Here is a 24,470-nt window from a genome sequence, read left to right on the forward strand (position 1 = left end):
TAAACCTTCTTCAGCGTTTCAGTTTCAAAGTTACAAAAGATCTGAAAGCGGGAAAACCCTTGTAAATAAATGGGTTTTAGGCGATTAAAAAATTCCCGAATTCGTAAACAGCTCAGCAGTTTCCAAGAGTACCTTTGTGCGTTCAAAATGAACAAAACTATCGCTAAATATTTTTATATCTGGCTGTTCTACACCTGTTGTACGTTATCTGCTAATGCTCAGGATAACAATATTTTAAGAGGTGTTGTTGAAGACGCGGAGGGTATAGGCTTGCATTTCGCCACAGTAAGACTCATTGTCGAAGGAGCCGAAGTGGCATCCAGAACGACTGATACCGAAGGACGGTTTGAATTCAACACGAATTTAGAAGAATATGATAGTATTCAGCTGGAGGCAACTTTTGTTAACAAGGCTCCGCAATCGGTCCTTATTCACAGGTCCGAATATTCCCATATTCATAATATCACCTTGCTGCCACTCAGTCTCACCTTAAGTGATGTCGTAGTATCAGGTGTAGTAAAAAATCAAAACTCAGCATCCTCTATTGTTTTTGATGAGGAAGCCATCCGGCAATTACAGGCTTTTTCTCTAATGGACGTACTCAATGCACTTCCTGGAAGAAAAACTACTGCCCCGGACTTACAAACTCCCCAAACCATCAGTTTACGTACGGGTGCCTCCGGAGTAGATGCAATGAACAATTCATTTGGCGTCGCCATCTTTATTGACGGCGTACGCATTAGCAATGAAACAAATATGCAATCGCGAGGCATTTCTTCAAGAGGATTGGGAGGGTCGTTATTAAATGGATTTGGCGAATCAACCGCAGACGTCACTTATAATGGCTTCGACCTGCGGGATATACCTATGTCCAATATAGCCAGTATTGAAATTATCCAGGGAGTAGGCAGTGCGAAGTATGGCGATTTCAACAACGGCGCAATTCTTATTACTACGAAGGCCGGTCGGACGCCCTATAATTTCAATTCCAATTTCAACGGAGGCAGTACTAGTTTTTCCCTGGCAAAAGGCTACGACCTCGGGCCAAATGTGGGGGCTTTAAACTTCGGAATTGGGTATACAAACAGTAACAAAGATCCCAGAGATAAAGTTAAAAGTTATAATAATGTCAACGCCAGTCTCAAGTGGACAAAAGATTTTTCAAAAATCATCAGGAACTCACTGAATATTAGTGCAGAAAGCAATCTGGACGATAAAAAAGCCGATCCAGATGATGATGCCGATCGTATGAGTTATTCCAAAAGGAGGAACTTACGTCTGAGTAATAATACCACATTTACTTTTAACAAACGGTTTCTGGACAATGCCGCTGTGTTACTAAGTTACTCCACAGGAAGACAAGACTCCTATACCCAATGGCTATTGAACGGAATGCCGAAAGGAATCGCATCAAAAGACACTACTGGTGTTTACGAAGGATATTTCGTGCCTGGCAATTATCTGGCAGTAGAACAAATCGAAGGAAGGCCCGTTTCCTATAGCGCTCAATTAGATCTACAGTCAAAGCTAATCCCTACCTTGTCACTGCAACACCAATTTTCCGCTGGCCTGAATCTGAGCGGTGCGGGAAATACAGGCCGAGGCAATATTGTTGATCCCGATCATCCCAGATGGGTAGATCAGTCGGATCAAAATGAAAGATCCTTTAGTTATGCAGATAGCGTAAAATTTGAAACCAATTTTGGCCTCTATTTCCAAGATAATATACGTGGTAAACTTTTTAGAAAACGCTTTAATTTTGGTATAGGTTTCAGACTAAATGTCCAAAACCAGAACCTGAACCCCCAACCCCGGATCTCCTTCAACTACGCGCTTAATAAAAACTGGAGTATCAGCAGTTCCTACGGCATTTCATTCAAATCCCCATCCTTGGCACACCTGTATCCCGCCCCCACTTATTTTGACCTGCCGTTGTTAAATCTATATACAGGATATACCAATACCAGTTTGTATCTGGTATATACTAAGATGATCCCCGCAGAAAACAGAGCCCTCAAAAATGCCGCCACCTACCAGTTTGAACAGGGCATTACATTCCGATCATCTAAAATTGGCAGCGGCTCCATGTTCGCTTATTATAAGAAAAACAAAAACGGATTCAATACCTTCACCGAATATATCCCTACTGAAGTTCCGCTGTACAACTACACACTCAACCCGGATAGTACAATTTCTTATTTCCCGACAGGAGAAACAGCCACCGCCTGGGATCTTCGACGGTCCCGGATGAATAACGGCTTAAACTCTGAAGACTGGGGTCTGCAGTTCTCATTTCAGAGTAAATATATTCCTGTGATACTTACCTCTCTGGCAATAAGAGCTGGATATGCCGTTTCCAGATATACCGGTGGTAATCTTAGCGAAATCGTAATCCCTTCAGAATCGGCTCTAGCGAAGGGAGTTCGATATGTCGAATATCCCTCCAGACAAAGAGTTTCCCGGGAATCTGTATTAAATTTTACTACTAGCACGCATATACCTACGATCGGTTTTATCATTAGTGTAGTAGCAGATTATCAGCCTCTGCTTCAACAGCGCTGGGAAGCTGAAAATATCTACCCTTTATCCTATACGATGTACACCGGTGAACAAATACAGCTCAGTCGGCAGGAAGCAGAAAGTGAAGAACTAGCCTACTTAAGGAAAGGTATAGATGAGGACACGGGAGAAAGATTGACAATACCTTCCAGAGGATTCTGGACTTTCAATATGCGCGTCGCCAAGGAAATAGGGAAACGTATCCGGCTCTCCGTAAGCGCTTTTAATGTTTTGAATATAAAACCTAAAGCCTACACAATATCGAATAAAGATGGAAACCAGACTGTGGGCATCTATAATTATAACCCATTAAGCATTACTATGGGGGCAAGTTTACAACTATAATTTTTCAACAAACAGATATATCATGAACAAACAATTGCTCTTTTTTATTATTACACTGATTACGACAATTACTGCCTGCAGAAAATCTGATATTGATACGATTCAACCTATCTCATTGAGTGTGCAGGTAAGTTACACACAGGAAGATAGTGCGCTGGGACTATCAAAGGAAAATATTCCGGTAAAAATCACCAATCTGATCAGCGGCCAGGAATTAACGGCTAATACTAATGAAGACGGTATTGCTATATTCGCAAGTATACCACCCGGCAACTATACTATTAGTGCTTCGAGAAACTATACGGCAGAAGAATTCTATAACAAAACGGAAATTTTTGTTGGAACCAACGTTGCCTATAATGGAACTGAATCAGAAGCGATCAACCAAAATGCCAATATTAAAATTACCTTACAAAGTGGCAAAATTGGGGACCTTGTTTTTAAGCAAATTTATTACGCAGGTTCAAATACAAAGACAGGTGCAATGTTTCGGGATCAGTTTATCGAAATTTACAATAACTCTAATCAGACGATATATCTGGACAGCTTATTTATAGGAAGTTCCTTTAGCGAAAATGGAAGCATTGCATCCGGCAATTCGAGCTTTGACTGGGCACAAGCCATTGGAATGCCAGGAGGTATCGGTAACGCCAACAACGACTATCTGTATTTCAGGTACCTGTTTATGATCCCCGGAAGCGGCAAGGATCATCCGCTGGAACCAGGACAAAGCATTATCATTGCACAAACCGCTTTAAATCATACACAACCGTTCAATGGAAATGACGGAAAAGTAATCAGCGTCACCGACCCAACCCTGACTGTTGATTTGAGTACGGCCGAATTTGAAGTGAATGCAGTTGCCTATGATGAAGCTCAAACAGATAGCAATACTGTTTTCAAGCCCTATAAATCAGACGTTGATAATCCTCAGGTACCCAACCTGAATATCATTTATATGAATACAACAAATGACTGGGTTATGGACAGCCCCGGCAGAGAAGATTTTATTATGTTCAAATCCAACTCCTCTTTCAATACCTGGTTGAAATACCCCGATCCTACAGCTACCGAAATCAAAGCTTCAACCAGCTACGGAATTCAGGTGCCGGTTAAGGTGGCTGCACCAAATGAAACGATCAGTGATATTCTCGATGCCGTGGAAGTCATCCGACCCGTTGAATCGCAAAGAGCACCTAAGCGTCTGTGGAATACACTGGATGCGACCGGTACATTTGTGGCGGGAGGACAATATTCTTCACAATCATTAATCAGAAAGACAGTTAAGGTGATTGAAGGTAGGCGTATCCTGCAGGATACCAATAATTCGCAAAATGATTTTCAGACGAAAACCAAAGCAGATCCATCAAAATCAGTGGCCTCATTTGAGATTTAATTTGGATGTTACACTCTTGTAAAATATGGTTGGCGATAAGTTGTATTCTGTGCACGATAGCTGTTCGTGCACAGGTGCCAACTTTAGCTGATACGCTGTCTGAATTTAGACCGGAATTTTACGACAGGCTCAAATCGACAGCACAGCGCCGGTTCGAAACAGATAGTCTGTATCTTATGAGCTTCGCCAGACTGCAGCTCGCGTTTACACAAAAAGACATTACGCAACTCATCGCAGATTCCATAAAACGTGCTGGTTTATTGGAACTGACGTATACTGCAGATAGAAAATCAATCCGACTACCGGTCGAAGCGTACCACACGCAGTCAGGCAATTTATACACAGAGGGATTTACGACACTGGGTAAAGCCCGAATCATGGGCAAACTAAGATTTAAAAAAATCTGGGAGGACAGCCTGGCCAATAATTTAAATTCACCGCAGGAAAGCTTTGCACCTTTTACCTACTTTGCCCGCAAAGCTGGCCGGTACGAAAGGCAGAATATTGATTTTCAGGCAGGATTCAGCTATCCGATTTTTAAATCCCTTTATCTGACATCAGATCTGAACTACAAATATCATTGGTCCACAGGGTCTGTCGATCCACGCCCTGATATTAAAGTATTTACCATTAACTACGCACCCGGGCTCACCATGAAAATTGGCAAAACTTCCTTGGGGGCACATTATAGTTTCGGAAAATCAGAGGGTTTGTATGATATCGTTTACAAAAACACAATGTTCTCTCAGAGCCAGTTGTATCCCGAAAGAAAATTGTATATGAATAATGGCTACGGATATACTGCACAGTACACTTCTGAGATCTATTCTGATTCCAAAGCTATTTTGGACGGCTGGCAAGTAAGTATGGCAACTGGAGTTTCCAACTGGCTCATTAAAGCTATTTATGCAAATAAGTTTGCTGCCAGAACCAATTTTAATCTGATTAATCCGACTGATGAAGATGTCAATGACCCGGTACCCGACAAAGAGGCTGGAGATTTAATTCGAAAATCTGTACATAGCCGGTATGATTTGGCAACACAAACATTGGAATCCCTGATCTACAATGTTAATTCCTCAAGGGTTCACCAATTTTTTATCGATGGCAGCATCAACGAAGGAACAGGGTTATTGATGTCTTCACCAACTGGCGCCAATTATCTTTTTGACGAACACCGGGCAAAACTGCAATATCTTTTAAGTGTAAAAACGGAAAAGAAACTTCGCTACGAACTCGGGTTCAGCGGAGAAGTTTATCATCTCAGTAAAAAAGACTTCCTGGCATCGCATTTTTACGAAAATACCACTGCGGAACTGGCACTGTCTGGAGGAAAATACATTTATACCCCTAAATCGCTTATTAAAATCAATATCCGACCTGCGGTTGTGAAGCCCGTAAAAAATGAATTAACTGTCCCACCCACGCAGATAAATGTTTTTACAAGGACTATCGCGTACCCTGAATTTGACTTCAGAGGCTCAACTTTTTTCAGCGGAGAGATATCTCTATTGTATTATACGCAGGCCCTTCTGAAAAGAATGGGGTCGGCTTTTTCACTTAACGCCGGCCTCATGCACCGGTTACAGGGCAGCCATATCGATGAACAATTATACATACCGCCAACTGGAAGTAAAAAGCAAATCAGTATTTCAATCGGATTTCAAATATTTTTGTAATCTATGCGCAAAATCTATCTGGTTACGGCAATTATAGTTCTCCTGGGTCTGGGATCACTTTCTTTTACCCGTTACGGACAACAGCGGCATAACAGTTACAGCGACTCATTAAGAAGCCTATACAGCCGTCCTATTGCAGAATGGCCCCGGCCGACGATTGATTCCGGTGCCATCTGGAGTGAAATGGCCGTCATACCCAAAGACGATACCTCCTGGTACAAGACCACCGCCGATCCTTTGACACGTTTGGGCATGTTTCTGTTTTTCGATCCCCGGCTTTCCGGTTCCAATCAGATTTCCTGCAGCAGCTGCCATGAACCCGACTTGAGTTGGCAGGATGGCCGCGTCGTGGCCCTTGGCAATGATCACCTCCAGGGAAACCGGAATACCTTGAGCCTGTTGAATGTTTATATTTACCCCAGGTTATTCTGGGACGGCAGGGCCAATAGTTTTGAAACCCAATTAGTAGAACCGCTGAGCGCCCATCATGAAATGAATGTAGATGTACCCACTTTGGCCGCCAAACTGGAGGGCATTCGCGGATACGACACCCTTTTCGAGAAGGCTTTTGGCAACCGGGAGCGGGATTTTGACCGGATTGCCGGAGCGCTTACCGCTTTTCAGCAGGTAATCAAAAGTCGCAGTACCCGTTATGATAAATTTCTGGCGGGAGATTATGATGAATTCAATGATGATGAACTGGCGGGCCTGCACCTTTTTCGTACCAAAGCCCGTTGCATGAACTGTCACAGCGGGACCTACCTCACGGATACCTCCTTCCACAATATCGGACTCACCTATTATAAGAGAAAATATGAAGACTTGGGACGATACAATGTTACCAAGGATGCTGCAGATGTAGGAAAGTTCCGGACGCCTTCATTACGGGAGCTGGACCGTACCCGTCCCTGGATGCACAACGGATTGTTCAGTAATCTCCGGGGCATCGTAAATATGTATAACAGCGGCATGCCACAGCCACCGAAAACAGAAGAACAAAAAGCAGATCCCTTATTTCCAAAAACCGACCGGCTTCTTAAAAAGCTGAATTTAACTGCGCAGGAAAGGGATCAGCTGGTAGCTTTTCTGAATACATTAAATGGTACGCCTTACCGGATGCAGCGCCCGCGGCTGCCGCAATAACTGAAGTGCGTATCAGAGTACGCGCGACATTTTGATATTGCATCGCTCGTATTCGGAATGAAATGCCCCAACTTCCTTGAACCCAAATTTCCGGTAGAGTCCAATGGCGGGTGCCAGCAGCGTATTGGAATAAAGGACCAGTTCCCTGGCGCCCCTGGTCTTGGCGGCATCAATCGCAGCCTGCATCAGATAATTGCCAAAACCCCGGCCTCTTGCTGCATTGGATACGGCCATTTTAGTGAGTTCGAGTTCCCCTTGCTGGTTGTACATGATGGCGACCGTACCCAATGGCCGATCGGATTCTACCACAAAGAAAATGGCACCACCGGAATCCAGAATATACTGCTCCGGATGGGAAAGCACTTCCTGATCAAAAGGTTCGGGTTGAAAATATTGTTCCAGCCAGGCCATATTGAGGGCCTTGAAATCAGCCGCCCATTCGGGCCTGAAATTTTCAATAGTTGCCATGATTTCAGATATTCGGTACCCCGGATATTAACGGCCGCACAGTGAAACAACCTTATTCTGCAAAAAATTTATGAAAATAGGGTATGGTTTCAATGCCTTTGTAAAAGTTTTCAATATTATATTTTTCATTCGGGCTGTGCAGGCCGTCGTTATCCAGTCCAAATCCCATAAAAACGATATCCACGCCCAACTCCTGCTTGAGCAGCGAACATATGGGAATACTGCCCCCGCCTTTGACCGGAATCGGCCTTTTTCCCAAAGTCGTTTCTACCGCTTTAGATGCTGCCTGATACCCCTTGCTGTCAATTGGTGTCCCGTAGGCTTCGCCTCCATGATGTTCGAATGCGTTTACGGTAACAGATGGCGGCGCTATTTTGCGGAAATAATCCAGGAGCAGCCGGGTAATTTTTTCACTGGACTGATTGGGTACCAGTCGGGCAGAAATTTTAGCACTGGCTTTCGCCGGCAACACCGTTTTGGCGCCTTCACCCTGATAGCCGCCCCAGATACCGTTCAATTCCAGCGTGGGCCGTATACCAGTTCGTTCAAATGTCGTATATCCTTTCTCGCCCCAAAGTGCCTGGATGCCGATTTCGGATTTATATGCAGCTTCATCGAAGGGCGCTTCGTTAATCATTTTTCTTTCTTCCGCCGAATATTGCTGTACCGCATCATAAAAACCCGGAATCGTGATATGGTTGTCCTGGTCATGACAGCTGGCGATCATTTTGGACAAAACAACAATCGGGTTGGCGACGGCACCGCCATAAGTACCGCTATGCAAGTCCCTGGCAGCAGCCGTTACTTCCACTTCAATATAACTCAACCCGCGTACACCCGTGTCCAGCGTAGGCGTTTCCAGGCTGAGCATGGCGCTGTCACTGATCAGAATGGTATCCGCTTTCAACAATTCCCGGTGTTCTGCCACAAAGGGACCCAGGTTGGGTGAACCGATCTCTTCTTCACCTTCAATCAAAAACTTGATATTGGTGGTCAGTGTTTCAGTCTTATTCATGATTTCCAGCGCCTTCACATGCATATAAAACTGACCTTTGTCATCGGCGCTGCCCCGTGCAAATACTTTCCCGTCTATTATCGTAGGCTCAAAAGGTTCCGTTTTCCACTCTTCCAGTGGTTCCACCGGCTGCACATCATAATGTCCGTATACCAGGACCGTTGGCAGGACGGGATCAATGATTTTCTCACCATAAACCACGGGAAAGCCGGCGGTGTCCATCAGTGCTGCTTTATCACAGCCACTGGACAGCAGCGCTGCTTTTACTGCTTCTGCACAGCGGGTCATATCGGCCTGGTGTTCTGATTTCGCGCTAACTGAAGGGATGCGCAATAAATCCATCATTTCGGCTAAAAAACGCTCCTGGTGTTGTTGCTGATAGTCCTTCCAAAGCTGACTCATATCGTAATTTTTTTTCAGACGAAGGTAAAAGAAAATTACTAGTTAGGTCTTCGCTGCTACCGCAGGGTGCAAAAACAGATATTGCTTTATCGAGGGGAGCCCATCAACCCTGATACCGATGGCTTCGCAACGCAGCAACGGTTTCGGTAATCCATTCCAGGGCAGTGCGAATTTCAGTTGTTGTAGTCCAGCGGCCGATGCTGAAGCGGAGCGCCGCTTTGGCCAGGGCCGGTTCCAAGCCCATAGCGGTCAGTACATAAGAAGGGTCCAGACTACCAGTGGTACAGGCAGAACCGGCAGAAATAGCGAGTTTGCCGGTAAGCGCACGCAATAACTGCGCGCTGTTAAGGTCCTCAAAAGAGAAATTCAGCACATGTCCCAGTTTAAGATCAGGATGACCATTCAACCGGGTACCGGGTATTTGGTGTATGCCTGCCTGCAATTCACGGGCAAGACCAGTGAGTCTTGTAATCTCTTTGTCCATGTCAGAACCGCAAATTGCGCAAGCCTTGCCCAGTCCTACAATTCCGGGCACATTCTGTGTCCCGCTTCTGATCCCATCCTGCTGGCCGCCGCCAGTTATTTGCGGGCGGATTTTAACCCGGGGATTACGGCTTCGGATATAGAGCGCTCCTACTCCTTTGGGGCCATAGATTTTATGTGCACTCAGGCAGAGCAGGTCGGCCTGAATAGTTTCCACGTCTATGGGGATTTTACCTGCTGCCTGGGTGGCATCACAGAAAAAAAGTACCTGCTTCTGTTTACAGATCGCTCCGATTTCCTCTACGGGTTGCAGGACGCCTGTCTCGTTATTGGCCATCATTATCGCTACCAATACGGTATCCGGCCGGATGGCCGCCGCAAGTTGCTCAGGATCCACCCTGCCCCCGGCATCAACAGGCAGCAGGGTCAGTTCTGCACCTTGCTTTTCCAAAGCCTGACAGGTGTCGAGCACTGCCTTATGTTCCGTCCGGCAACTAATAATATGTCGTCCCTTGATGGCATACATTTCAACAATGCCCCTGATGGCCAGATTGCAGGCTTCTGTGGCACCCGACGTAAAGAAAATCTCCCGCGGTTGGGCATGCAGTAACGCCGCAACTCGGGCTGTAGCCTGTTCCACTGCTGCCGCAGCCTGCCAGCCATAACTGTAAATACGGCTGGCGGCATTGCCAAAAAATTCGGTAAAGTAAGGTAACATCTCTTCTACCACTGCCGGGTCGCAGGCGGTAGTAGCACAATAATCCATATAAATGGGAACTTGCTTCATGAGCCTCGTATGATTTGATGACAGGCCGGAACCGATGCAAGTGCGACCTGGTATCGGTCTAGGAATCAGGAGGCTTCAGCATCAGGAGCTTCCTGGGGTTCCAGATGTTCCATCGCCAGATTGGCGGCTACCTGAGAAGCATCTTTCTTATTGAAGGCACTGCCGCGGGATACTTCCTCACCATCTACCAGCGCCGCCACCGTGAAAAGCCGACGTCCGTTCTCCTGCTTTTCGCTCAGGGTCCTGAATTCGAGCCGTTTGCCGTTTCTGCCAGCCCAGCCATAAAGTTTGTTTTTATGGTTGATTTCGAGTGTTTCGAGTTCATCCATAAACATATGGGGCGCTACCACAAAATCCAGCACCCATTTACTGGTCCTTTTATAGCCATAATCCAGATAGATGGCACCTACGAGTGCTTCCAGTGCATTGCCGAAAATATGGCTGGTTTTCAGACAATGATCCTGTTTATTGTAACGGGTGATTTTTTTGAGCCCCATCCGGACGGCTACTTCATTCAACTGCTGCCGGTTGACCATTTTACTTCGCATCTCCGTCAGAAAACCTTCTCCCTGGAATGGATATCTTCTGAATAGATAATCGGCTGTAATGGCACTTAAAATGGCATCGCCGAGGTACTCCAGCCGCTCATTATTCTCATCAACACTTTCGCTGAGGGAGCGATGGGTTAAAGCGGTTTTATAGAGCGAGAAATTATCAGGTGAAAAACCTAAAATGTTTTTCAGCTCTTTTTTCAGCGTAGCATCTGATTTTTTTTTAAAAAAGTCCCTGATAAAGTTCACAAACGATTACTCCTGATATTTTTTTACGATCACACAGGCATTATGGCCGCCAAAACCGAATGTATTACTCAGTGCGTAATTTACGGTTCGGTGCTGTGCTTTATTAAAGGTAAAATTCAACCGGGGATCCAATTGCGGATCATCGGTGAAATGATTGATGGTCGGTGGTACAATATCATGTATGACCGATTGAATACAGGCAATTGCTTCTATCACGCCGGCAGCGCCCAGGGTATGCCCGGTCATGCTCTTGGTCGAGCTGATATTCATATTATAGGAATGCTCACCGAAGACGTCCAGTATGGCTTTAGTCTCCGCAATATCCCCCAGCGGTGTTGAGGTACCATGGGTATTGATATAATCAATATCGGAAGTCTGTATGCCGGCATCCTTTAAAGCGACCTGCATGACATTTTTAGCGCCCAGTCCTTCCGGATGGGGTGCGGTTATATGGTGGGCATCCGCTGTGGCACCGCCACCAACAACCTCACAATAGATTTTTGCGCCACGGGCTTTTGCATGTTCCAATTCTTCAAAAATCAGTATACCGGCCGCTTCCCCCATAACAAAACCGTCACGGTCCTTATCATAGGGCCTGCTGGCGGTGGCGGGATCATCATTCCTTTCACTCATCGCCTTCATGGCATTAAATCCGCCCACCCCTGCTTCACTGATCACCGCTTCACTTCCTCCGGTCACTATGATATCTGCCTTGCCCAGCCGCAGCAGGTTCAGGGCATCGATCATCGCATTCGTGCTGCTGGCACAGGCACTGGTGACCGCATAGTTGGGTCCCCGCAGATTGTGCCGCATACTGACCTGACCGGCTGCGATATCCAGAATCATCTTGGGGATAAAAAACGGGTTGAACCTGGGCGTACCATCTCCCTTGGCAAACTCCATTACTTCATGCTGAAAAGTAATAAGTCCGCCAATACCGCTACCCAATACAACGCCGGTACGATCCGGATTCACATTCTCCCTGTTGAGGCCCGCATCCTTCATCGCCTGGTCACTAACGACCAGCGCAAATTGTGTGAAGCGGTCCAGTTTTCTGGATTCCTTCTTATCTAAAAAATCGGTAGGCTCAAATCCCTTTACCTCACAGGCAAATCTGGTCCTGAATTTTGACGCATCGAACAACGCAATAGGCGCTGCTCCGGAAACGCCGTTGATCAGACCTTCCCAATAAGCTTCGACCGAATTACCCAGCGGGGTTAAGGCCCCCATACCTGTTATTACTACCCTTTTTAACTCCATAAGCCCTGCAATACATTAAGAAAAACCGCCTTTGCCATGGGTGAACCATATTCAAAGGCGGATATAAAGTTCGCTAATTATTACCAATTTATGATCGGCACACCAAAGCGCTCAATGTTTAAAAAAATGGTTACTTGGCGTGTTCTTCTAAATATGAAACGGCCTGGCCTACTGTTGTGATGGTTTCGGCTTGTTCATCAGGAATAGAGATATTGAATTCCTTTTCAAATTCCATAATTAATTCCACTGTATCCAAAGAATCAGCCCCCAAGTCGTTGGTAAAAGATGCTTCGTTGGTTACCTCAGCTTCGTCAACTCCTAACTTGTCAACGATGATTTTTTTAACTCTTGATGCAATGTCTGACATATCTGATTGTTTTTATTTGTTGAGTGCAAAAATAGAGCTTTTGGTTAAAAATGCACCAATATCAAAAAAAAATGTAAAAATGCCGGCAGTGCCCCAAAAATGACGTATTTTAGGCTACAGCGGGTAACCCGAAACCCCGGCTAAAAATTCAGTTCATGGCCCTGAAGATTATCGATTACGGATCTCCACAGTACGAACAAATGGTCCGGCTTCGTAATGAAATTCTGCGGCATCCGCTCGGAATGGAGTTAGAAGAGGATGATATCGTCGCGGACCGCGACTATATTCTGATCGGGGCTTTTGAAGATGATAAAATGCTGGGTTGCTGCCTGCTGGCGCCCGAGGATGAAATTAAGGTGGTACTGCGACAAATGGCCGTCAGACCTCAGTTGCAGGGCAAAGGCATCGGAAAGGCCTTAATGGACTTCGCAGAAGCCATTGCAAGGGACAGCGGATACCGGGAGATTTTAATGCACGCCCGTAGTACGGCTACCGGGTTTTACGAACGAATGGGCTATATGACCTCCGGAGACATTTTTGTCAAACTTTCCATTCCCCATATTTTAATGAGTAAAAAAATCTGAAAAACCGGCCGTCTGAAGCCGTTCATTTTTTAGTAATCTTCTCTTTCAACAGTTGGCGGAAAGTCCGCATTGTTTCCAAATCCTCAAAGGCGGATTTGGGTACCAGCAGGAAAGAACGCGGGTCATAGTACAAATGAAAAAAATGAGGCGTTTCCTTATAGGTCTGGAGTGCCGAATAAGGCCAGCTGCGCTGGCCCTGCTCGTGAATAAGCCGGAATTCATCGGTAAGAAACTGCATCCGGAATCCGTGTCTGAAGGTTTCACTTCTTCGGTAGACCACGCCGGGCAATACAAACCAGAGGCTTAGCATCAATGATATCCAAAGAAAAGCATAGACCAGAAAAGCGGTAGGCGTAATACGTCCCGTCAGGTAGAGTCCCAGTGAAATAAGCGCAAAGACATTGACCAGTATGATCATGATCCGCATTTCAATTTTGGACACAAAATGATACCGGAGGGCCTGTAAAACCTGTCTTTTATTATAATCAAAGGCAATTTCCATACGGGATACTTTTCTGTGCTTCCTGGATCAAAAATAAAAGCGAAGCGCTTGAGGGTGCTTCGCTTTGGTATCATTTACCGGCCGGAACCGCTATTTGTTCATCATAGATTTGGCTTCGATACTCAGTGTCGCATGGGGCACGGCACGCAGGCGGGCCTTTTCGATCAGATTGCCGGTTACCCGGCAAATGCCATAAGTTTTATTCTCCACCCGCATTAATGCTTTCTCCAGGTGGTCGATAAACTGTATCTGACGGCTGGCCAACTGGCTCAGCTGTTCTCTTTCCATACTTACACTGCCATCCTCCATGGTCATATAACGGCCTTCATCCATATCACCGCCTTCATCCCTGCGGGTGATCAGACCCTGTAAATAGGTCAGTTCCTTTTTTGCGGCATCCAGCTTGCGCAGAATAATTTCTTTGAACTCCTGCAACTCATTATCTGAATATCTGATTACTGATTTCACTTTATCTCTTTTAGGTGTATCAAGAATACTTTTAGTAAAATCCGGCTGATACTTTACCGAACTTTTTGTGGACAATTTGGGCACTACAGGCGGCTTTTTGGCTTTCACCGGCTTGGCCGGAGCTTTGGCAGCTGCCTTCGGCGCTGTTACTTTCTTCACCGGAGCGGGCTTTGCCGCTTTTTTCGCCGGAGCCGCTTTCACGGGCGCTTTTACCGGCGCTTTAGCTGCGGGCTTCACCGTCTTTTTAGGGGCGGCCTTCGCTACTGTTTTCTTCGCCGCCGGTTTGACGGCCGGTTTAGCAGCCTTTTTTGCCGGCGCCGCCTTTTTGGGCGCTGCCTTCGCCACTGCCTTGGCGGCAGGTTTCGCAGCCGGCTTTACAGCTTTTTTGACCGGAGTTGCTTTTTTTACGGGTGCTTTTGCTGCCGATTTTCCGCCGGAGGGACGAGTAGTCTTAGAAGACGCTTTTCCTACTACTTTTTTCTTTGTAGCCATAGAGTTTACCCTTTTTTTGTAACAATCGTTTTTAATCTGATGTCGTTCACGTCAATTTCAATGCCATCACCGTTCGAAATCGGCTGAAAATCCAGATTCTCTGCCAAAATTTCCGCGCAAATATACTCTTTATACGTGTTGAACGAACTTTTTAATGTCTCATTTGTGTCAATAACTACATTTATTTTGTCCGTTAGTTCAAAACCACTATCCTTTCGTATTTTCTGAATGCGGTTGACAAACTCCCGGGCCGCTCCTTCCTGTTGTAATTCAGGCGTTAAGGTGATATCCAGCGCCAGTGTCAGGGCGCCTTTGGAAGCTACGGTCCAGCCGGGAATATCCTCACTGCTGATTTCCACTTCATTGAGTGCAATTTCCAGCGGTGCCCCATCCATGTCCAGGCTTATCTTGCCTTCCCGTTCCAGCCGGGAAATCTCATCCTGACTGAATTGAGCCAGCCGGCCGGCAACCGCCTTCATCTGCGGGCCCAGTTTTTTACCCAGGGCCACGAAATTCGGCTTGATTTTCTTGCTGATAAATGTATTGTCGGCGCTCAGGTACTCAATTTCCTTGACATTGACTTCAGACTTGATCAGGTCCTCCACATGCTGCAGATTTTGCTGCATCCGGGGGTCCAGCACGGGTATCAGTACTTTTTGCAGTGGCTGGCGTACTTTGATATTCACTTTTTTACGTAAAGAAAGCACCAGGGAACTGGCATCCTGTGCCAATTGCATCTGTTCTTCTAACTGTTTATCAATCAGCAACTTGTTCGCCACCGGAAAATCAACATGGTGGACACTGGCGGCCTCAAAACGGCCGGTTACCTGATTGAGCTGACAGAAGAGGGCATCACTGAAAAAAGGCGCAACCGGCGCCATCAGCCGCAGCAGGGTTTCCAGACACTCATACAGGGTCTGATAAGCGGCGATTTTGTCGGTTTCATATTCCCCTTTCCAAAACCGGCGGCGGCAAAGCCGTACATACCAGTTACTCAACTGCTCGTCCAGAAAATCTTCAATAAGCCGACCGGCCTGGGTGGGTTCATAATCGTCCATAGCTGTCGTCACCTGGGCAACCAGGCTGTGCAGGGCAGAAATGATCCAACGGTCGATTTCAGGGCGCTGGTCGACGGGAATGGACGCCTCCTTAAAGCTAAAACCATCGACATTGGCATAAAGTGCAAAAAACTGATAGGTATTATACAGGGTGCCGAAGAATTTCCGCTGCACTTCCCTGATACCTTCGATATTGAATTTCAGGTTATCCCAGGGTGAAGCATTGGTAATCAGGTACCAGCGGGTAGCGTCTGCGCCAAAGGATTCAATGGTTGCAAAAGGATCGACTACATTGCCCAGTCTTTTGCTCATCTTATTGCCATTCTTATCCAGGACCAGTCCGTTGCTGACTACGGTTTTATAGGCAACATTGTCATAGAGCAGGGAGGCTATAGCATGCAGGGTATAGAACCAGCCCCGGGTCTGATCCACGCCTTCACAGATAAAATCTGCAGGAAAATTCTGATCGAAGGGTTGTTTGAATGGTTGCGGATCTCCGGCTTTCAATTTCTCATAGTCCAGTCCCCACTGGGCATAAGGCATCGCACCACTATCGAACCAGACATCAATCAGGTCCGGTACCCGATGCATCGGGCGACCATCATCACTCACCAGAACTACTTGATCCACATAGGGTTTATGCAGATCCAGAATGCCTTCATGCAGATAATTCCTGTTCACCTCACCGCCCAATACTTCATTGGCTTTTTTAACGCCGGCATTCAGTTCTTCTACCGAGCCGATACATCTGACAACTGAGCCATCTTCGGTTTTCCAGATGGGCAGGGGTGTACCCCAGAATCGGCTGCGGCTCAGGTTCCAGTCTACCATATTCTCCAGCCAGTTACCAAACCGGCCATCCCCGGTAGACTGCGGCTTCCAGCGGATGGTCTTATTGAGTGCCACCATCCGATCACGCAGGGCGGTAGTACGGATGAACCAGGCATCCAGCGGATAATATAAGACGGGTTTATCTGTCCGCCAGCAATGCGGATAATTGTGCTCATATTTTTCAATCTTAAAAGCCAGCCCCTTTAATTTCAAGTCCACGGAGATGTCTACATTCACATCCACATATCCGGGCTCATCCTTGTAGTCCTTGACAAAGCGCCCGCTATAGGGGCCGACACCTTCCACAAACTTTCCTTCACGATCTACCAATGTGACAATACCGAGTTTGTTTTTAAGACCTACTTTATAGTCATCAGCGCCGAAAGCAGGCGCTGTGTGAACGATACCGGTACCATCTTCAGTCGTGACAAAATCTCCGGTCACCACCCGGAAAGGACTGGCATCGGGTGTAGTTTCCCGAATGGCTTCAAGACTATTGGCTTCAAAGGGCATCAGTTGTTCATACCGGAGCCCTTCCAGTTCAGCGCCGGTAAATGATTTCTTTTCTGACCATGGAATGGGCGCTTTCGGGTTTTCCGGCGCGGCAGATATTCCACTGATATCCTCTAATCGGGCTTCGGGGTGAAAATATTTATGCAGCAGTGATTTTGCCAGCACCAGGTTCACCGGCGCTTTGGTGTAGGGGTTAAAACTCTGAACCAGTACGTATTCAATGCCTGCTCCCACCGTCAGTCCCAGATTAGAAGGCAGGGTCCAGGGAGTGGTGGTCCAGGCCATCAGGTAAACCGGCTCGCCACTTACAGCTTCCAGTAGAAAACGGCTTTTTTTACTGTCCTCCAGTTTAAAAAGTACAGTGGCACTGGTATCTTTTACGTCTTTATAAGTTCCGGGCTGGTTCAGCTCATGGGAACTCAGACCGGTACCGGCTGCCGGAGAATAGGGCTGAATACTGACACTCTGATACAGATAGCCCTTATTAAAGAGTTGCTGCAGTAACCACCACAGGGTTTCGATGTACTCATTCTTGAAAGTCACATAGGGATCATCCAGGTCCACCCAGTACCCCATTTTACGGGTCAACTCATCCCATTTATCCTTAAATCGCAGGACCGCTTCCCGACAATGCTGGTTGTATTCTTCCACCGATATTTTCTTGCCAATATCCTCTTTGGTAATACCCAGCTCTTTCTCTACGCCCAGTTCGACGGGCAGACCATGGGTATCCCAGCCCCCCTTACGATGAACCCGGTAGCCCTGCATGGTTTTGTAGCGGCAGACAAGATCTTTTAGGGTTCGGGAAATAACATGATGGATGCCCGGCATGCCATTGGCACTGGGCGGTCCTTCATAAAATACAAAGGGCTTCGCCCCTGCTCTTAAGGAGACGCTTTTTTCAAAAGCTGCTTCATTTTGCCATTGCGCTAATACTTCCGATTCTATTTTGGGAAGATTCAACCCTGTAAACTCTCTGTACTTCATCTGTATATAACCCTGTTTTAAGGAATGGAATTCCATCTGCCGGCATCGTCCGCCACTGTATCAACCTGTCTGCCGGCCCGCTAAAAAGAGGGCAAAGTTACAGGAAAATACGGGTTTCAACGCCGTCTGGTGACTGAAATACAGCCGTTGACACGGATCATCTGGGACCAAACCGGAGGGCAGCCCGCACTGAAAAAAGCTGCGCTGACCGAAGCGGCTTTGATTCCTGTTTGACGGGCTGCAAAAGCCTCCCAACCGGTTAATTCATTATTTGACATGGGTGGCCAGCAGGGCTGCCAGTGTGGTATGTACATTTGCCTCAGTGAGTTTACCGGCTTTCCAATCATCTGCCAAAGCAAAGAGTCTACCCATAAAATCCTGATCACCAACTTTTTCGGTAAGAGTAACGCTGGATTTAGCGTCCAGTAATTTGTCCCATTCTTCCTGCAGGGCTACCCAGTAACCTTTGTGTGCTTCCCAATATTTACGGCCATCTTCACAATCAGCCGGATCCAGTTTTTCGTAACCATTCAGGCCTTTCTCCTCCACCAGCAGCTCATCTTTACCGTCTTTCCTGATAATTTTACGGTTGTCCTGGATATGATCATAGCCCTTGTCATGGAGTTGAATCCGGTTGGTTCTACCCAGGATATTATAATCACTCCGCTGGGTATATTCCCGCCGCGGCAGGGGCGCATCGGCCGAACTCTCCCAAATGCTATGACCATTGACCTGTAACCACGCAGAAGCGCCCTGGTAACGGGGTGCATCCGTTACCTCCCAAACGGACTGCGACCATTTCCCTTTCACATCCGAAGCATTTAGCTGCAGTTTTTCCCAGACCTTATCGCCCTTATACACCCAACGCACCGGATTTTCATAGGTCCAGTCTTCCCGCCAGTGTTTGATAACCATACCATTGCTCATTACCAACAGGTGCTGGATCACCACTCTGTTATCTGTATTCACGATGGGCAGGGCGAGTTCGGTCACCCCCAGAATGGATTCCCGTTCATGAAATTTGTATTCTTTGTTGGGCGCAAAAGTCTCGGCATACTTAAAACTGACTTCAAAACAACCGCAGAGCTTGTCTACATTTTCCTTACCGTTCTGGGCCATTGCCGGCAGTACCAGGCCGAGGCCAAAAACCAGCTGCATCATCTTTCTCATTGTATATATTTTTAAACTTTAAATTTAATCAATTAATGTATAAGTCAACTGCGGTTTGCCCCGGGTGCCACCATCCTCGGCAATAAAGGAAATGAACTTGAGTTTGTATACATTTCCAACCGCATCCTTCACCAGATAAAACCGGTCTTTGCGTACGCCTTTGGTTCCGGTAGTCGCCCGCCAGTTTCCAGCTATTACCAGCCGGTTGTCTTTGAAACTGTATTTGGCGACACTGTCTTTGTTAAACTGGTTATAAGCTGCTTCGGCTGCGGCCTGATCGGCATAAATCCGTTCCAATGCGGTAACACCTGCGAGGTTGTTGATCACGATAAAATCCGAATATATGTAGGGTATCGTCGGACCCGCGGTATAAGTATTAACGCCCCAGGCAATTTCCCAGGCATCCTGTTCAGGTTCTGCCATGACAACCGTTCCGCTCACCAAGGACACATAACCGAAATTAAAATTATCGGTCTTGCTTATTTCGAGCGTCTGGAAACTGGTGGCAGTTAAAGGAGCATATTGCAAACTGTAGCCATTGCCCGATCTGAGTATCCGGATCTTATACAGTTCGGCTGCCGGCAGGGTGGCACCGGTGCCGCCGACTCTGTTTAAGATATAGACTTTATTCTCCCCCTCGGTAGCCGATACTTCCTGAATCACGGTTTTGCTGAGGATGCTGCTTTCACGGGGATCATCAATTACCGAAAAGCTGCCCATGCCATGGCCAAGTGCCAGGGTATCGGGATTAAAATCAGCTTCGGTGACTGCATTGATATCTGTTTTGTCTACCGCAACAGCGCTGGCACCCATGGTGGAGTTGATAATTACTTTAAAGGAAGCTCCATTGTAAAATCCCAGATCCCAACCGGACCGCTTTACTGCAGTTTGCTGGTCGGCACTGAAATCTACAAATACGGTGTTTGCAGCACTGGCCGGGTCTTCATTGCCTTCCAGGCCGTTAAGGGTCAGGGTGGCACCGGATGAAGGTGGCACGACAATGATCGGATCAGCGTCTTTACTACAAGAGCAGATAGCCATTACCACTACGGCCATCGGGATTATTCTTCTCATATTCTGGATTTTTTATTTTTTAAAAAAATGATAGCTAATATTTAGAAAATAGGAGCGACCGTAACTTATGGGCAGGGGTCCGCTGCTGCTATGTGCCCCTCCACTCATCGCCGTACTGTTGATATTGTTGATATCGAAAATATTTTTGACGCCCGCCTGTAACATCAGTCGATGCCACAGGTTTTTGGTGGCTGTCAGGTCAGCCCAATGATAGGCATCCACTTTAGTCAACACCACCGGGGCACCTTCCGTTCCGGACAATTGATAACCATTACAGGCACCGGTAAATTTGTACATCAATGCGAAACTGGTACTGATTTTATCCAGTTTATAATAGATGCTGGCATTGATCTCCGGAGACCAGTTAAACACCGGAACATCACTGTCCAGATCTTTGTCTTCGTGTAATTTATTATACCGGCCGACGTAGAGCAGACCCGCCTGTACCTGCCAGTTCTGGTAAAGCAGCTGCTGCTCCCACCGGATGCCGGTGGTTTTAAACCGCGAGACATTGAATAGCCTTGTTATGGTGGGTTCGGCGGGATCAGTTGCATAATCAATCAGATCCTCAAAGACATTATAAAATCCGGAGAGATTACTGACTACTTTCCAGGCGCCACTACGATACTGCCAGTTAAGGGCGGCATCCAGACTCCGGGAGTTTTCGGCTTTCAGGTCCCTGTTACCCAGTATGGCGTGATTGGCATCGATAAAATCAAAATAGAGCTCTCTGAGCGCAGGTGCGCGGTAGCCCCGGGCATAGGCCAACCGCAGATCCAGCCGGTCCGTCAAACCTACCTTGGCATTAAAAGCGGGAATCACCGGCGGGGCATCATAAAGCGCATTTTTAATCAGCCGCATTCCGGGACGCAGGACGATGCTGGAGAAAGGTTTCCATTCGGCGGAGGCAAAGAAGGCAAAATCATTGATTTCAGGACGCCCGGTAATCCGGGCACCGGAAGCGCTGTTATGATTGACCTCAATACCCGGTTGAAAGGACCAATTTTCGTTGGGTTGGTAAAAAGCCTGGGTTCGGAAAAGCAGGGTGTTGAAACGGGCGGTGTCCTGTTCGCCGGCGCCTGTTGAAAGCTGGTCTTCACCCGTGGTGAAATCATGCCTTGTTGTCCGGGTGTGACGGTTATAATCCGTAAATGCAGCAGCTGAATTCAGGTGCCAGCGTTTACCTAAATGACGGTCATCCTGCAGTTGGTGCATCCAGCGGCGGGTTATATAACGCTGATCATAGGCCTTATAATTATCCCAATTGATCGGACCGCGGGAAAGAATGGTTTCATCCAGACCGTCCAGCCGGTAATATGTGGTATGCGTTGGTGTTCGCCATCCCAGCATTAAATGGCCCATATACTGTTCCTTGGGTTTCCAGGCCTTTGCCCTTCCATAAAGATCGCCACCATAACCCCGGTGATCAACCCGGCTTAGTCCCCCGTTAACAAAGAAAGCCTGCCTGCCAAAGGAAGCATTCACAGACTGCAGGTGTACCCCCTTATTTCCAAAGGCGCTGTACTCATTACCTGCGGTCTCTTCCTGCAAACGCAGCCCCGCACGTAAATGGGATCCGGTGGTTTTGCGGGTAATAATATTAATTACGCCTGCCAGTGCATCCGCACCGTAGACAACGCTCATCGGTCCTTCCACAATCTCAATCTGCTGAATTCGGTCCAGATCAATCTGATTGAGGCTTTCCCGGGTATCATTCCGATCGGTAAGCGGTATGCCGTCCAGCAGGATTTTCACGCCTCTTCCGCTCATACCCATCAATTCAATATCGGCCACACCCAGGGTATTATCATTACTGAACCGGATACCCAGCTGGGTATTCAACAGTTGGCTCAGGTTTACAGCAGCTTTAGCCTGAATTTCCGCCGCTGTAATCACCCGGATATTAAAAACGGATTTTTTCAGGGATTGCGGACGGTACTGCCCGGTTACTACCGTAACCTCCTGAAGCATCTGACTGCTGTCCTGAACATGCTGTCCTGCAGCTGGACCAGCAATCAGTAGAAAACTGAGCAGGGATGCGAAAAAACCTGTAGTATTTTTTTTCTGTATCAAAGGAGTGCGAAGTTGCAGCCGACTTCGCGGAACCATTTCCGATTTCAGGAAAAACGGTTTTCGAATTCAGGAAAATAATATAGCTACGTTGATTCTTTAGGACTTCCGAAGCTTCCGCTCCAACTGATCCAGCCTTTTTTTGATAAGGGTAAGTTCCCGCGTCAGTGTGGCCGGCAGGGGTTCGTCTACGGCCAGATAGGTGCCGATAATCCGGTGGACGCTTTTAATGGTGTCCCGGGCAATCTTATGGGTTCCCAACAGGACCCAGTCTTCAGTCAGTGTTTTTTCGGAGGCCAGATAGAGCCCCTGGGTAGTATAGATCAGTTGCGGTCTTTGGGAATCCGGCTGATCGGGTTGGGTTAATAATATTTGCTTTTCCCGGAAATTATCGTCAATAATAATAGCATTGTCTACGCTCATCCAGTTAGCATCTGCCGGAAACAGGGAATGAATCGGCTCTTTGACCGGCGCTTTCCATTCTATTTCGGGGAGTTTGAAATTCGCCAGTTCATTGACCGTCAGTTTTCTGTTCACCAAATCATCCATGCTGACTTCAAAAATCTGTGAAGCACGGGTAAGCGTCTCAATTTTAGGCTCTGCGCGACCTTCTTCATAGGAACTAACCGCCGCCCTGGTCAGACCCAGAATCTCCGCCAGATGCTGCTGGGTATAATTTTTAAGACTCCTGATTTTTTTGATATTGGCTCCAAAATTCGACATATCCTTGCTTTGCGGCAAATATACGTTAGTATTCTGCAAATAAAAATATCAAAATTTTTAAATAAATGCTAATTATATTTGCATATATCAACCGGACTTTGTAAATTTGGTCTCGGTTCAACCATCCAACAGCAAACTATTAGACAAACAATATGGAAAATCTCTTCAACAAAGTAAAAGACTACGTAACGGAGCTTGACTATGAAATTCTCTACGAAAATGAAACGGACGGGATCCTGGTCATAGACAAGCAGGAGTACGGTATTCAGAATATGGTATTGGGCGTTGCTAACCCCATTTTAATCGTGGAACAGTACCTGTTCACCTGTAGCAGTGATGAAGTGTACAAGGCATTGCTTATAAAAAACAGGGATATTGTTCACGGCGCGTTCGTCCTGGACGACACCGGCAAAAAGGTAATTTTCAGAAATACCCTGCAGGTGGAGTCCCTGGACCGAACCGAACTGGAAAGCACCATTAATTCATTGTCGCTTTTACTTTCAGAGTATTCCAACGAAATTTTAAAATTCAGCAAATAATATTATTCAATTTTTAATGCAATTACCATGAACATCTTCAAACGTCTTTTTAAAATAGGCCAGGCAGAAACCCACTCGGCAATCGACAAACTGGAAGATCCCATCAAAATGATCGAACAGGGACTGCGGGACCTTCACGGTGAACTGGACCAAGCCAATCGTGCCATGGCTGAAGTAAAAGCCATGCATATACGCCGCACGAACGAACTTAAGAACTTCCGGGAAGATCAGGAGACCACTCATAACAAATCGGTACTGCTGCTCAAGAAAGCCCAGGAAGGATCCGTTGACAATCAGGAAGCCGACAGCCTCGTTAAGGAAAATCTGCGGAAGAAAGCAGAAATTGGCAAAAAAATCACTGCTTCAGAACAGGATGTCCAGGCCTTACAGCAGCAAGTGACTGCTCTGGAAGGTAATGTGTCCAAAATTAAAGCCAGCATTCTGCAATGGGAAAGTGAGCTTAAGACCCTGCGTGCACGGGTGAAAGTAAGCAATGCCACACAGAAAATCAATAAACAACTCCTGCAAATGGATTCCAATAGTGTTGCCGGCATGCTGGAAAGAATGAAAGACAAAGTGCTGGATGAGGAAGCGCTGGCGCATGCCTATGGCGAAATGAGCCGTCAGGAAGAAAGCAATGATGAAAAAATTGATAAAATCATCGATGACTTATCTTTGGAACAAGAGCTGGCTCAGTTAAAAAGTCAGCTGGGCATTGGCACAAATGAAAACAACAATACTGAATCCTGAAACAA

At 46.7% G+C, this 24,470-nt stretch carries 20 protein-coding genes; 7 read left to right on the plus strand and 13 right to left on the minus strand.

What is annotated here, in order from left to right; genetic code table 11:
• Nucleotides 1-147 precede the first annotated feature (147 nt).
• The 4 genes from ACYVI9_RS01185 to ACYVI9_RS01200 all read left to right on the plus strand — a co-directional run bounded on the left by ACYVI9_RS01185 (nucleotide 148) and on the right by ACYVI9_RS01200 (nucleotide 7,122).
• Nucleotides 148-2,904 carry a TonB-dependent receptor plug domain-containing protein gene (locus tag ACYVI9_RS01185; RefSeq protein WP_460759535.1) on the plus strand — a complete coding sequence of 919 codons (2,757 nt, stop codon included), beginning with the start codon at nucleotides 148-150 and terminating at the stop codon, nucleotides 2,902-2,904.
• 22 nt (nucleotides 2,905-2,926) lie between these two features.
• Nucleotides 2,927-4,300, plus strand: coding sequence for a DUF4876 domain-containing protein (locus tag ACYVI9_RS01190; protein ID WP_460759538.1), 1,374 nt, complete (start codon nucleotides 2,927-2,929; stop codon nucleotides 4,298-4,300).
• 176 nt (nucleotides 4,301-4,476) lie between these two features.
• Entirely contained in the window at nucleotides 4,477-5,979 is a 1,503-nt protein-coding gene (locus ACYVI9_RS01195; RefSeq protein WP_460759540.1) for a DUF6850 family outer membrane beta-barrel protein, read from the plus strand.
• Nucleotides 5,980-5,982: 3 nt separating this feature from the next.
• Complete coding sequence (locus ACYVI9_RS01200) at nucleotides 5,983-7,122, plus strand: cytochrome-c peroxidase (RefSeq protein ID WP_460759543.1); 1,140 nt, start codon at nucleotides 5,983-5,985, stop codon at nucleotides 7,120-7,122.
• A 12-nt stretch (nucleotides 7,123-7,134) separates the two neighbouring features.
• On the opposite strand, the gene ACYVI9_RS01205 is transcribed toward ACYVI9_RS01200, so the two are convergent.
• The 6 genes from ACYVI9_RS01205 to ACYVI9_RS01230 form a co-directional block, all read right to left on the minus strand.
• Entirely contained in the window at nucleotides 7,135-7,590 is a 456-nt protein-coding gene (locus tag ACYVI9_RS01205; RefSeq protein ID WP_460759545.1) for a GNAT family N-acetyltransferase, read from the minus strand.
• A gap of 52 nt (nucleotides 7,591-7,642) precedes the next feature.
• On the minus strand, nucleotides 7,643-9,007 hold the full coding sequence (locus tag ACYVI9_RS01210; RefSeq protein WP_460759548.1) for a dipeptidase: 1,365 nt from the start codon (nucleotides 9,005-9,007) through the stop codon (nucleotides 7,643-7,645).
• Between the two features lie 103 nt (nucleotides 9,008-9,110).
• Nucleotides 9,111-10,277 carry a cysteine desulfurase family protein gene (locus ACYVI9_RS01215; protein WP_460759551.1) on the minus strand — a complete coding sequence of 389 codons (1,167 nt, stop codon included), beginning with the start codon at nucleotides 10,275-10,277 and terminating at the stop codon, nucleotides 9,111-9,113.
• Between the two features lie 65 nt (nucleotides 10,278-10,342).
• A complete protein-coding gene (gene rnc / locus ACYVI9_RS01220; protein ID WP_460759553.1) occupies nucleotides 10,343-11,077 on the minus strand; it encodes a ribonuclease III in 735 nt (244 codons plus the stop codon).
• A gap of 6 nt (nucleotides 11,078-11,083) precedes the next feature.
• Nucleotides 11,084-12,337, minus strand: a complete 1,254-nt coding sequence (gene fabF, locus ACYVI9_RS01225; protein ID WP_460759556.1) for a beta-ketoacyl-ACP synthase II — start codon at nucleotides 12,335-12,337, stop codon at nucleotides 11,084-11,086.
• Between the two features lie 130 nt (nucleotides 12,338-12,467).
• A complete protein-coding gene (locus ACYVI9_RS01230) occupies nucleotides 12,468-12,704 on the minus strand; it encodes an acyl carrier protein (RefSeq protein ID WP_008587437.1) in 237 nt (78 codons plus the stop codon).
• A gap of 155 nt (nucleotides 12,705-12,859) precedes the next feature.
• Between ACYVI9_RS01230 and ACYVI9_RS01235 the strand changes: the two genes are divergently transcribed.
• Nucleotides 12,860-13,288, plus strand: coding sequence for a GNAT family N-acetyltransferase (locus tag ACYVI9_RS01235; RefSeq protein WP_460759558.1), 429 nt, complete (start codon nucleotides 12,860-12,862; stop codon nucleotides 13,286-13,288).
• Between the two features lie 22 nt (nucleotides 13,289-13,310).
• On the opposite strand, the gene ACYVI9_RS01240 is transcribed toward ACYVI9_RS01235, so the two are convergent.
• The 7 genes from ACYVI9_RS01240 to ACYVI9_RS01270 all read right to left on the minus strand — a co-directional run bounded on the left by ACYVI9_RS01240 (nucleotide 13,311) and on the right by ACYVI9_RS01270 (nucleotide 23,176).
• Nucleotides 13,311-13,790 (minus strand): YcxB family protein, encoded by a 480-nt coding sequence (locus ACYVI9_RS01240; protein WP_460759561.1) that lies wholly within the window; start codon nucleotides 13,788-13,790, stop codon nucleotides 13,311-13,313.
• Between the two features lie 90 nt (nucleotides 13,791-13,880).
• Nucleotides 13,881-14,750 (minus strand): TraR/DksA family transcriptional regulator, encoded by an 870-nt coding sequence (locus tag ACYVI9_RS01245; RefSeq protein ID WP_460759563.1) that lies wholly within the window; start codon nucleotides 14,748-14,750, stop codon nucleotides 13,881-13,883.
• A gap of 5 nt (nucleotides 14,751-14,755) precedes the next feature.
• Nucleotides 14,756-18,145 carry an isoleucine--tRNA ligase gene (ileS, locus tag ACYVI9_RS01250; RefSeq protein ID WP_460760318.1) on the minus strand — a complete coding sequence of 1,130 codons (3,390 nt, stop codon included), beginning with the start codon at nucleotides 18,143-18,145 and terminating at the stop codon, nucleotides 14,756-14,758.
• 261 nt (nucleotides 18,146-18,406) lie between these two features.
• Nucleotides 18,407-19,309, minus strand: coding sequence for a DUF6607 family protein (locus ACYVI9_RS01255; RefSeq protein ID WP_460759566.1), 903 nt, complete (start codon nucleotides 19,307-19,309; stop codon nucleotides 18,407-18,409).
• 24 nt (nucleotides 19,310-19,333) lie between these two features.
• Nucleotides 19,334-20,383, minus strand: a complete 1,050-nt coding sequence (locus ACYVI9_RS01260; RefSeq protein WP_460759570.1) for an HmuY family protein — start codon at nucleotides 20,381-20,383, stop codon at nucleotides 19,334-19,336.
• 12 nt (nucleotides 20,384-20,395) lie between these two features.
• On the minus strand, nucleotides 20,396-22,456 hold the full coding sequence (locus ACYVI9_RS01265) for a TonB-dependent receptor plug domain-containing protein (protein WP_460759573.1): 2,061 nt from the start codon (nucleotides 22,454-22,456) through the stop codon (nucleotides 20,396-20,398).
• Between the two features lie 96 nt (nucleotides 22,457-22,552).
• Nucleotides 22,553-23,176 carry a helix-turn-helix domain-containing protein gene (locus ACYVI9_RS01270; protein WP_460759575.1) on the minus strand — a complete coding sequence of 208 codons (624 nt, stop codon included), beginning with the start codon at nucleotides 23,174-23,176 and terminating at the stop codon, nucleotides 22,553-22,555.
• Between the two features lie 152 nt (nucleotides 23,177-23,328).
• On the opposite strand from ACYVI9_RS01270, the gene ACYVI9_RS01275 reads away from it, so the two are divergent.
• Nucleotides 23,329-23,715 carry a YbjN domain-containing protein gene (locus ACYVI9_RS01275; RefSeq protein WP_460759578.1) on the plus strand — a complete coding sequence of 129 codons (387 nt, stop codon included), beginning with the start codon at nucleotides 23,329-23,331 and terminating at the stop codon, nucleotides 23,713-23,715.
• A gap of 27 nt (nucleotides 23,716-23,742) precedes the next feature.
• Nucleotides 23,743-24,465, plus strand: a complete 723-nt coding sequence (locus ACYVI9_RS01280) for a PspA/IM30 family protein (RefSeq protein ID WP_460759581.1) — start codon at nucleotides 23,743-23,745, stop codon at nucleotides 24,463-24,465.
• Nucleotides 24,466-24,470 lie beyond the last annotated feature (5 nt).

This window comes from Niabella terrae (genome assembly GCF_054783135.1).

Excerpts from the sequence above, each read along its gene's own strand:
- ACYVI9_RS01185 (WP_460759535.1), top strand. The coding sequence starts at position 148 with ATGAACAAAACTATCGCTAAATATTTTTATATCTGGCTGTTCTACACC.
- ACYVI9_RS01190 (WP_460759538.1), top strand. The coding sequence starts at position 2,927 with ATGAACAAACAATTGCTCTTTTTTATTATTACACTGATTACGACAATT.
- ACYVI9_RS01195 (WP_460759540.1), top strand. The coding sequence starts at position 4,477 with ATGAGCTTCGCCAGACTGCAGCTCGCGTTTACACAAAAAGACATTACG.
- ACYVI9_RS01200 (WP_460759543.1), top strand. The coding sequence starts at position 5,983 with ATGCGCAAAATCTATCTGGTTACGGCAATTATAGTTCTCCTGGGTCTG.
- ACYVI9_RS01205 (WP_460759545.1), bottom strand. The coding sequence starts at position 7,590 with ATGGCAACTATTGAAAATTTCAGGCCCGAATGGGCGGCTGATTTCAAG.
- ACYVI9_RS01210 (WP_460759548.1), bottom strand. The coding sequence starts at position 9,007 with ATGAGTCAGCTTTGGAAGGACTATCAGCAACAACACCAGGAGCGTTTT.
- ACYVI9_RS01215 (WP_460759551.1), bottom strand. The coding sequence starts at position 10,277 with ATGAAGCAAGTTCCCATTTATATGGATTATTGTGCTACTACCGCCTGC.
- fabF (WP_460759556.1), bottom strand. The coding sequence starts at position 12,337 with ATGGAGTTAAAAAGGGTAGTAATAACAGGTATGGGGGCCTTAACCCCG.
- ACYVI9_RS01230 (WP_008587437.1), bottom strand. The coding sequence starts at position 12,704 with ATGTCAGACATTGCATCAAGAGTTAAAAAAATCATCGTTGACAAGTTA.
- ACYVI9_RS01235 (WP_460759558.1), top strand. The coding sequence starts at position 12,860 with ATGGCCCTGAAGATTATCGATTACGGATCTCCACAGTACGAACAAATG.
- ACYVI9_RS01240 (WP_460759561.1), bottom strand. The coding sequence starts at position 13,790 with ATGGAAATTGCCTTTGATTATAATAAAAGACAGGTTTTACAGGCCCTC.
- ACYVI9_RS01245 (WP_460759563.1), bottom strand. The coding sequence starts at position 14,750 with ATGGCTACAAAGAAAAAAGTAGTAGGAAAAGCGTCTTCTAAGACTACT.
- ACYVI9_RS01255 (WP_460759566.1), bottom strand. The coding sequence starts at position 19,309 with ATGAGAAAGATGATGCAGCTGGTTTTTGGCCTCGGCCTGGTACTGCCG.
- ACYVI9_RS01260 (WP_460759570.1), bottom strand. The coding sequence starts at position 20,383 with ATGAGAAGAATAATCCCGATGGCCGTAGTGGTAATGGCTATCTGCTCT.
- ACYVI9_RS01270 (WP_460759575.1), bottom strand. The coding sequence starts at position 23,176 with ATGTCGAATTTTGGAGCCAATATCAAAAAAATCAGGAGTCTTAAAAAT.
- ACYVI9_RS01275 (WP_460759578.1), top strand. The coding sequence starts at position 23,329 with ATGGAAAATCTCTTCAACAAAGTAAAAGACTACGTAACGGAGCTTGAC.
- ACYVI9_RS01280 (WP_460759581.1), top strand. The coding sequence starts at position 23,743 with ATGAACATCTTCAAACGTCTTTTTAAAATAGGCCAGGCAGAAACCCAC.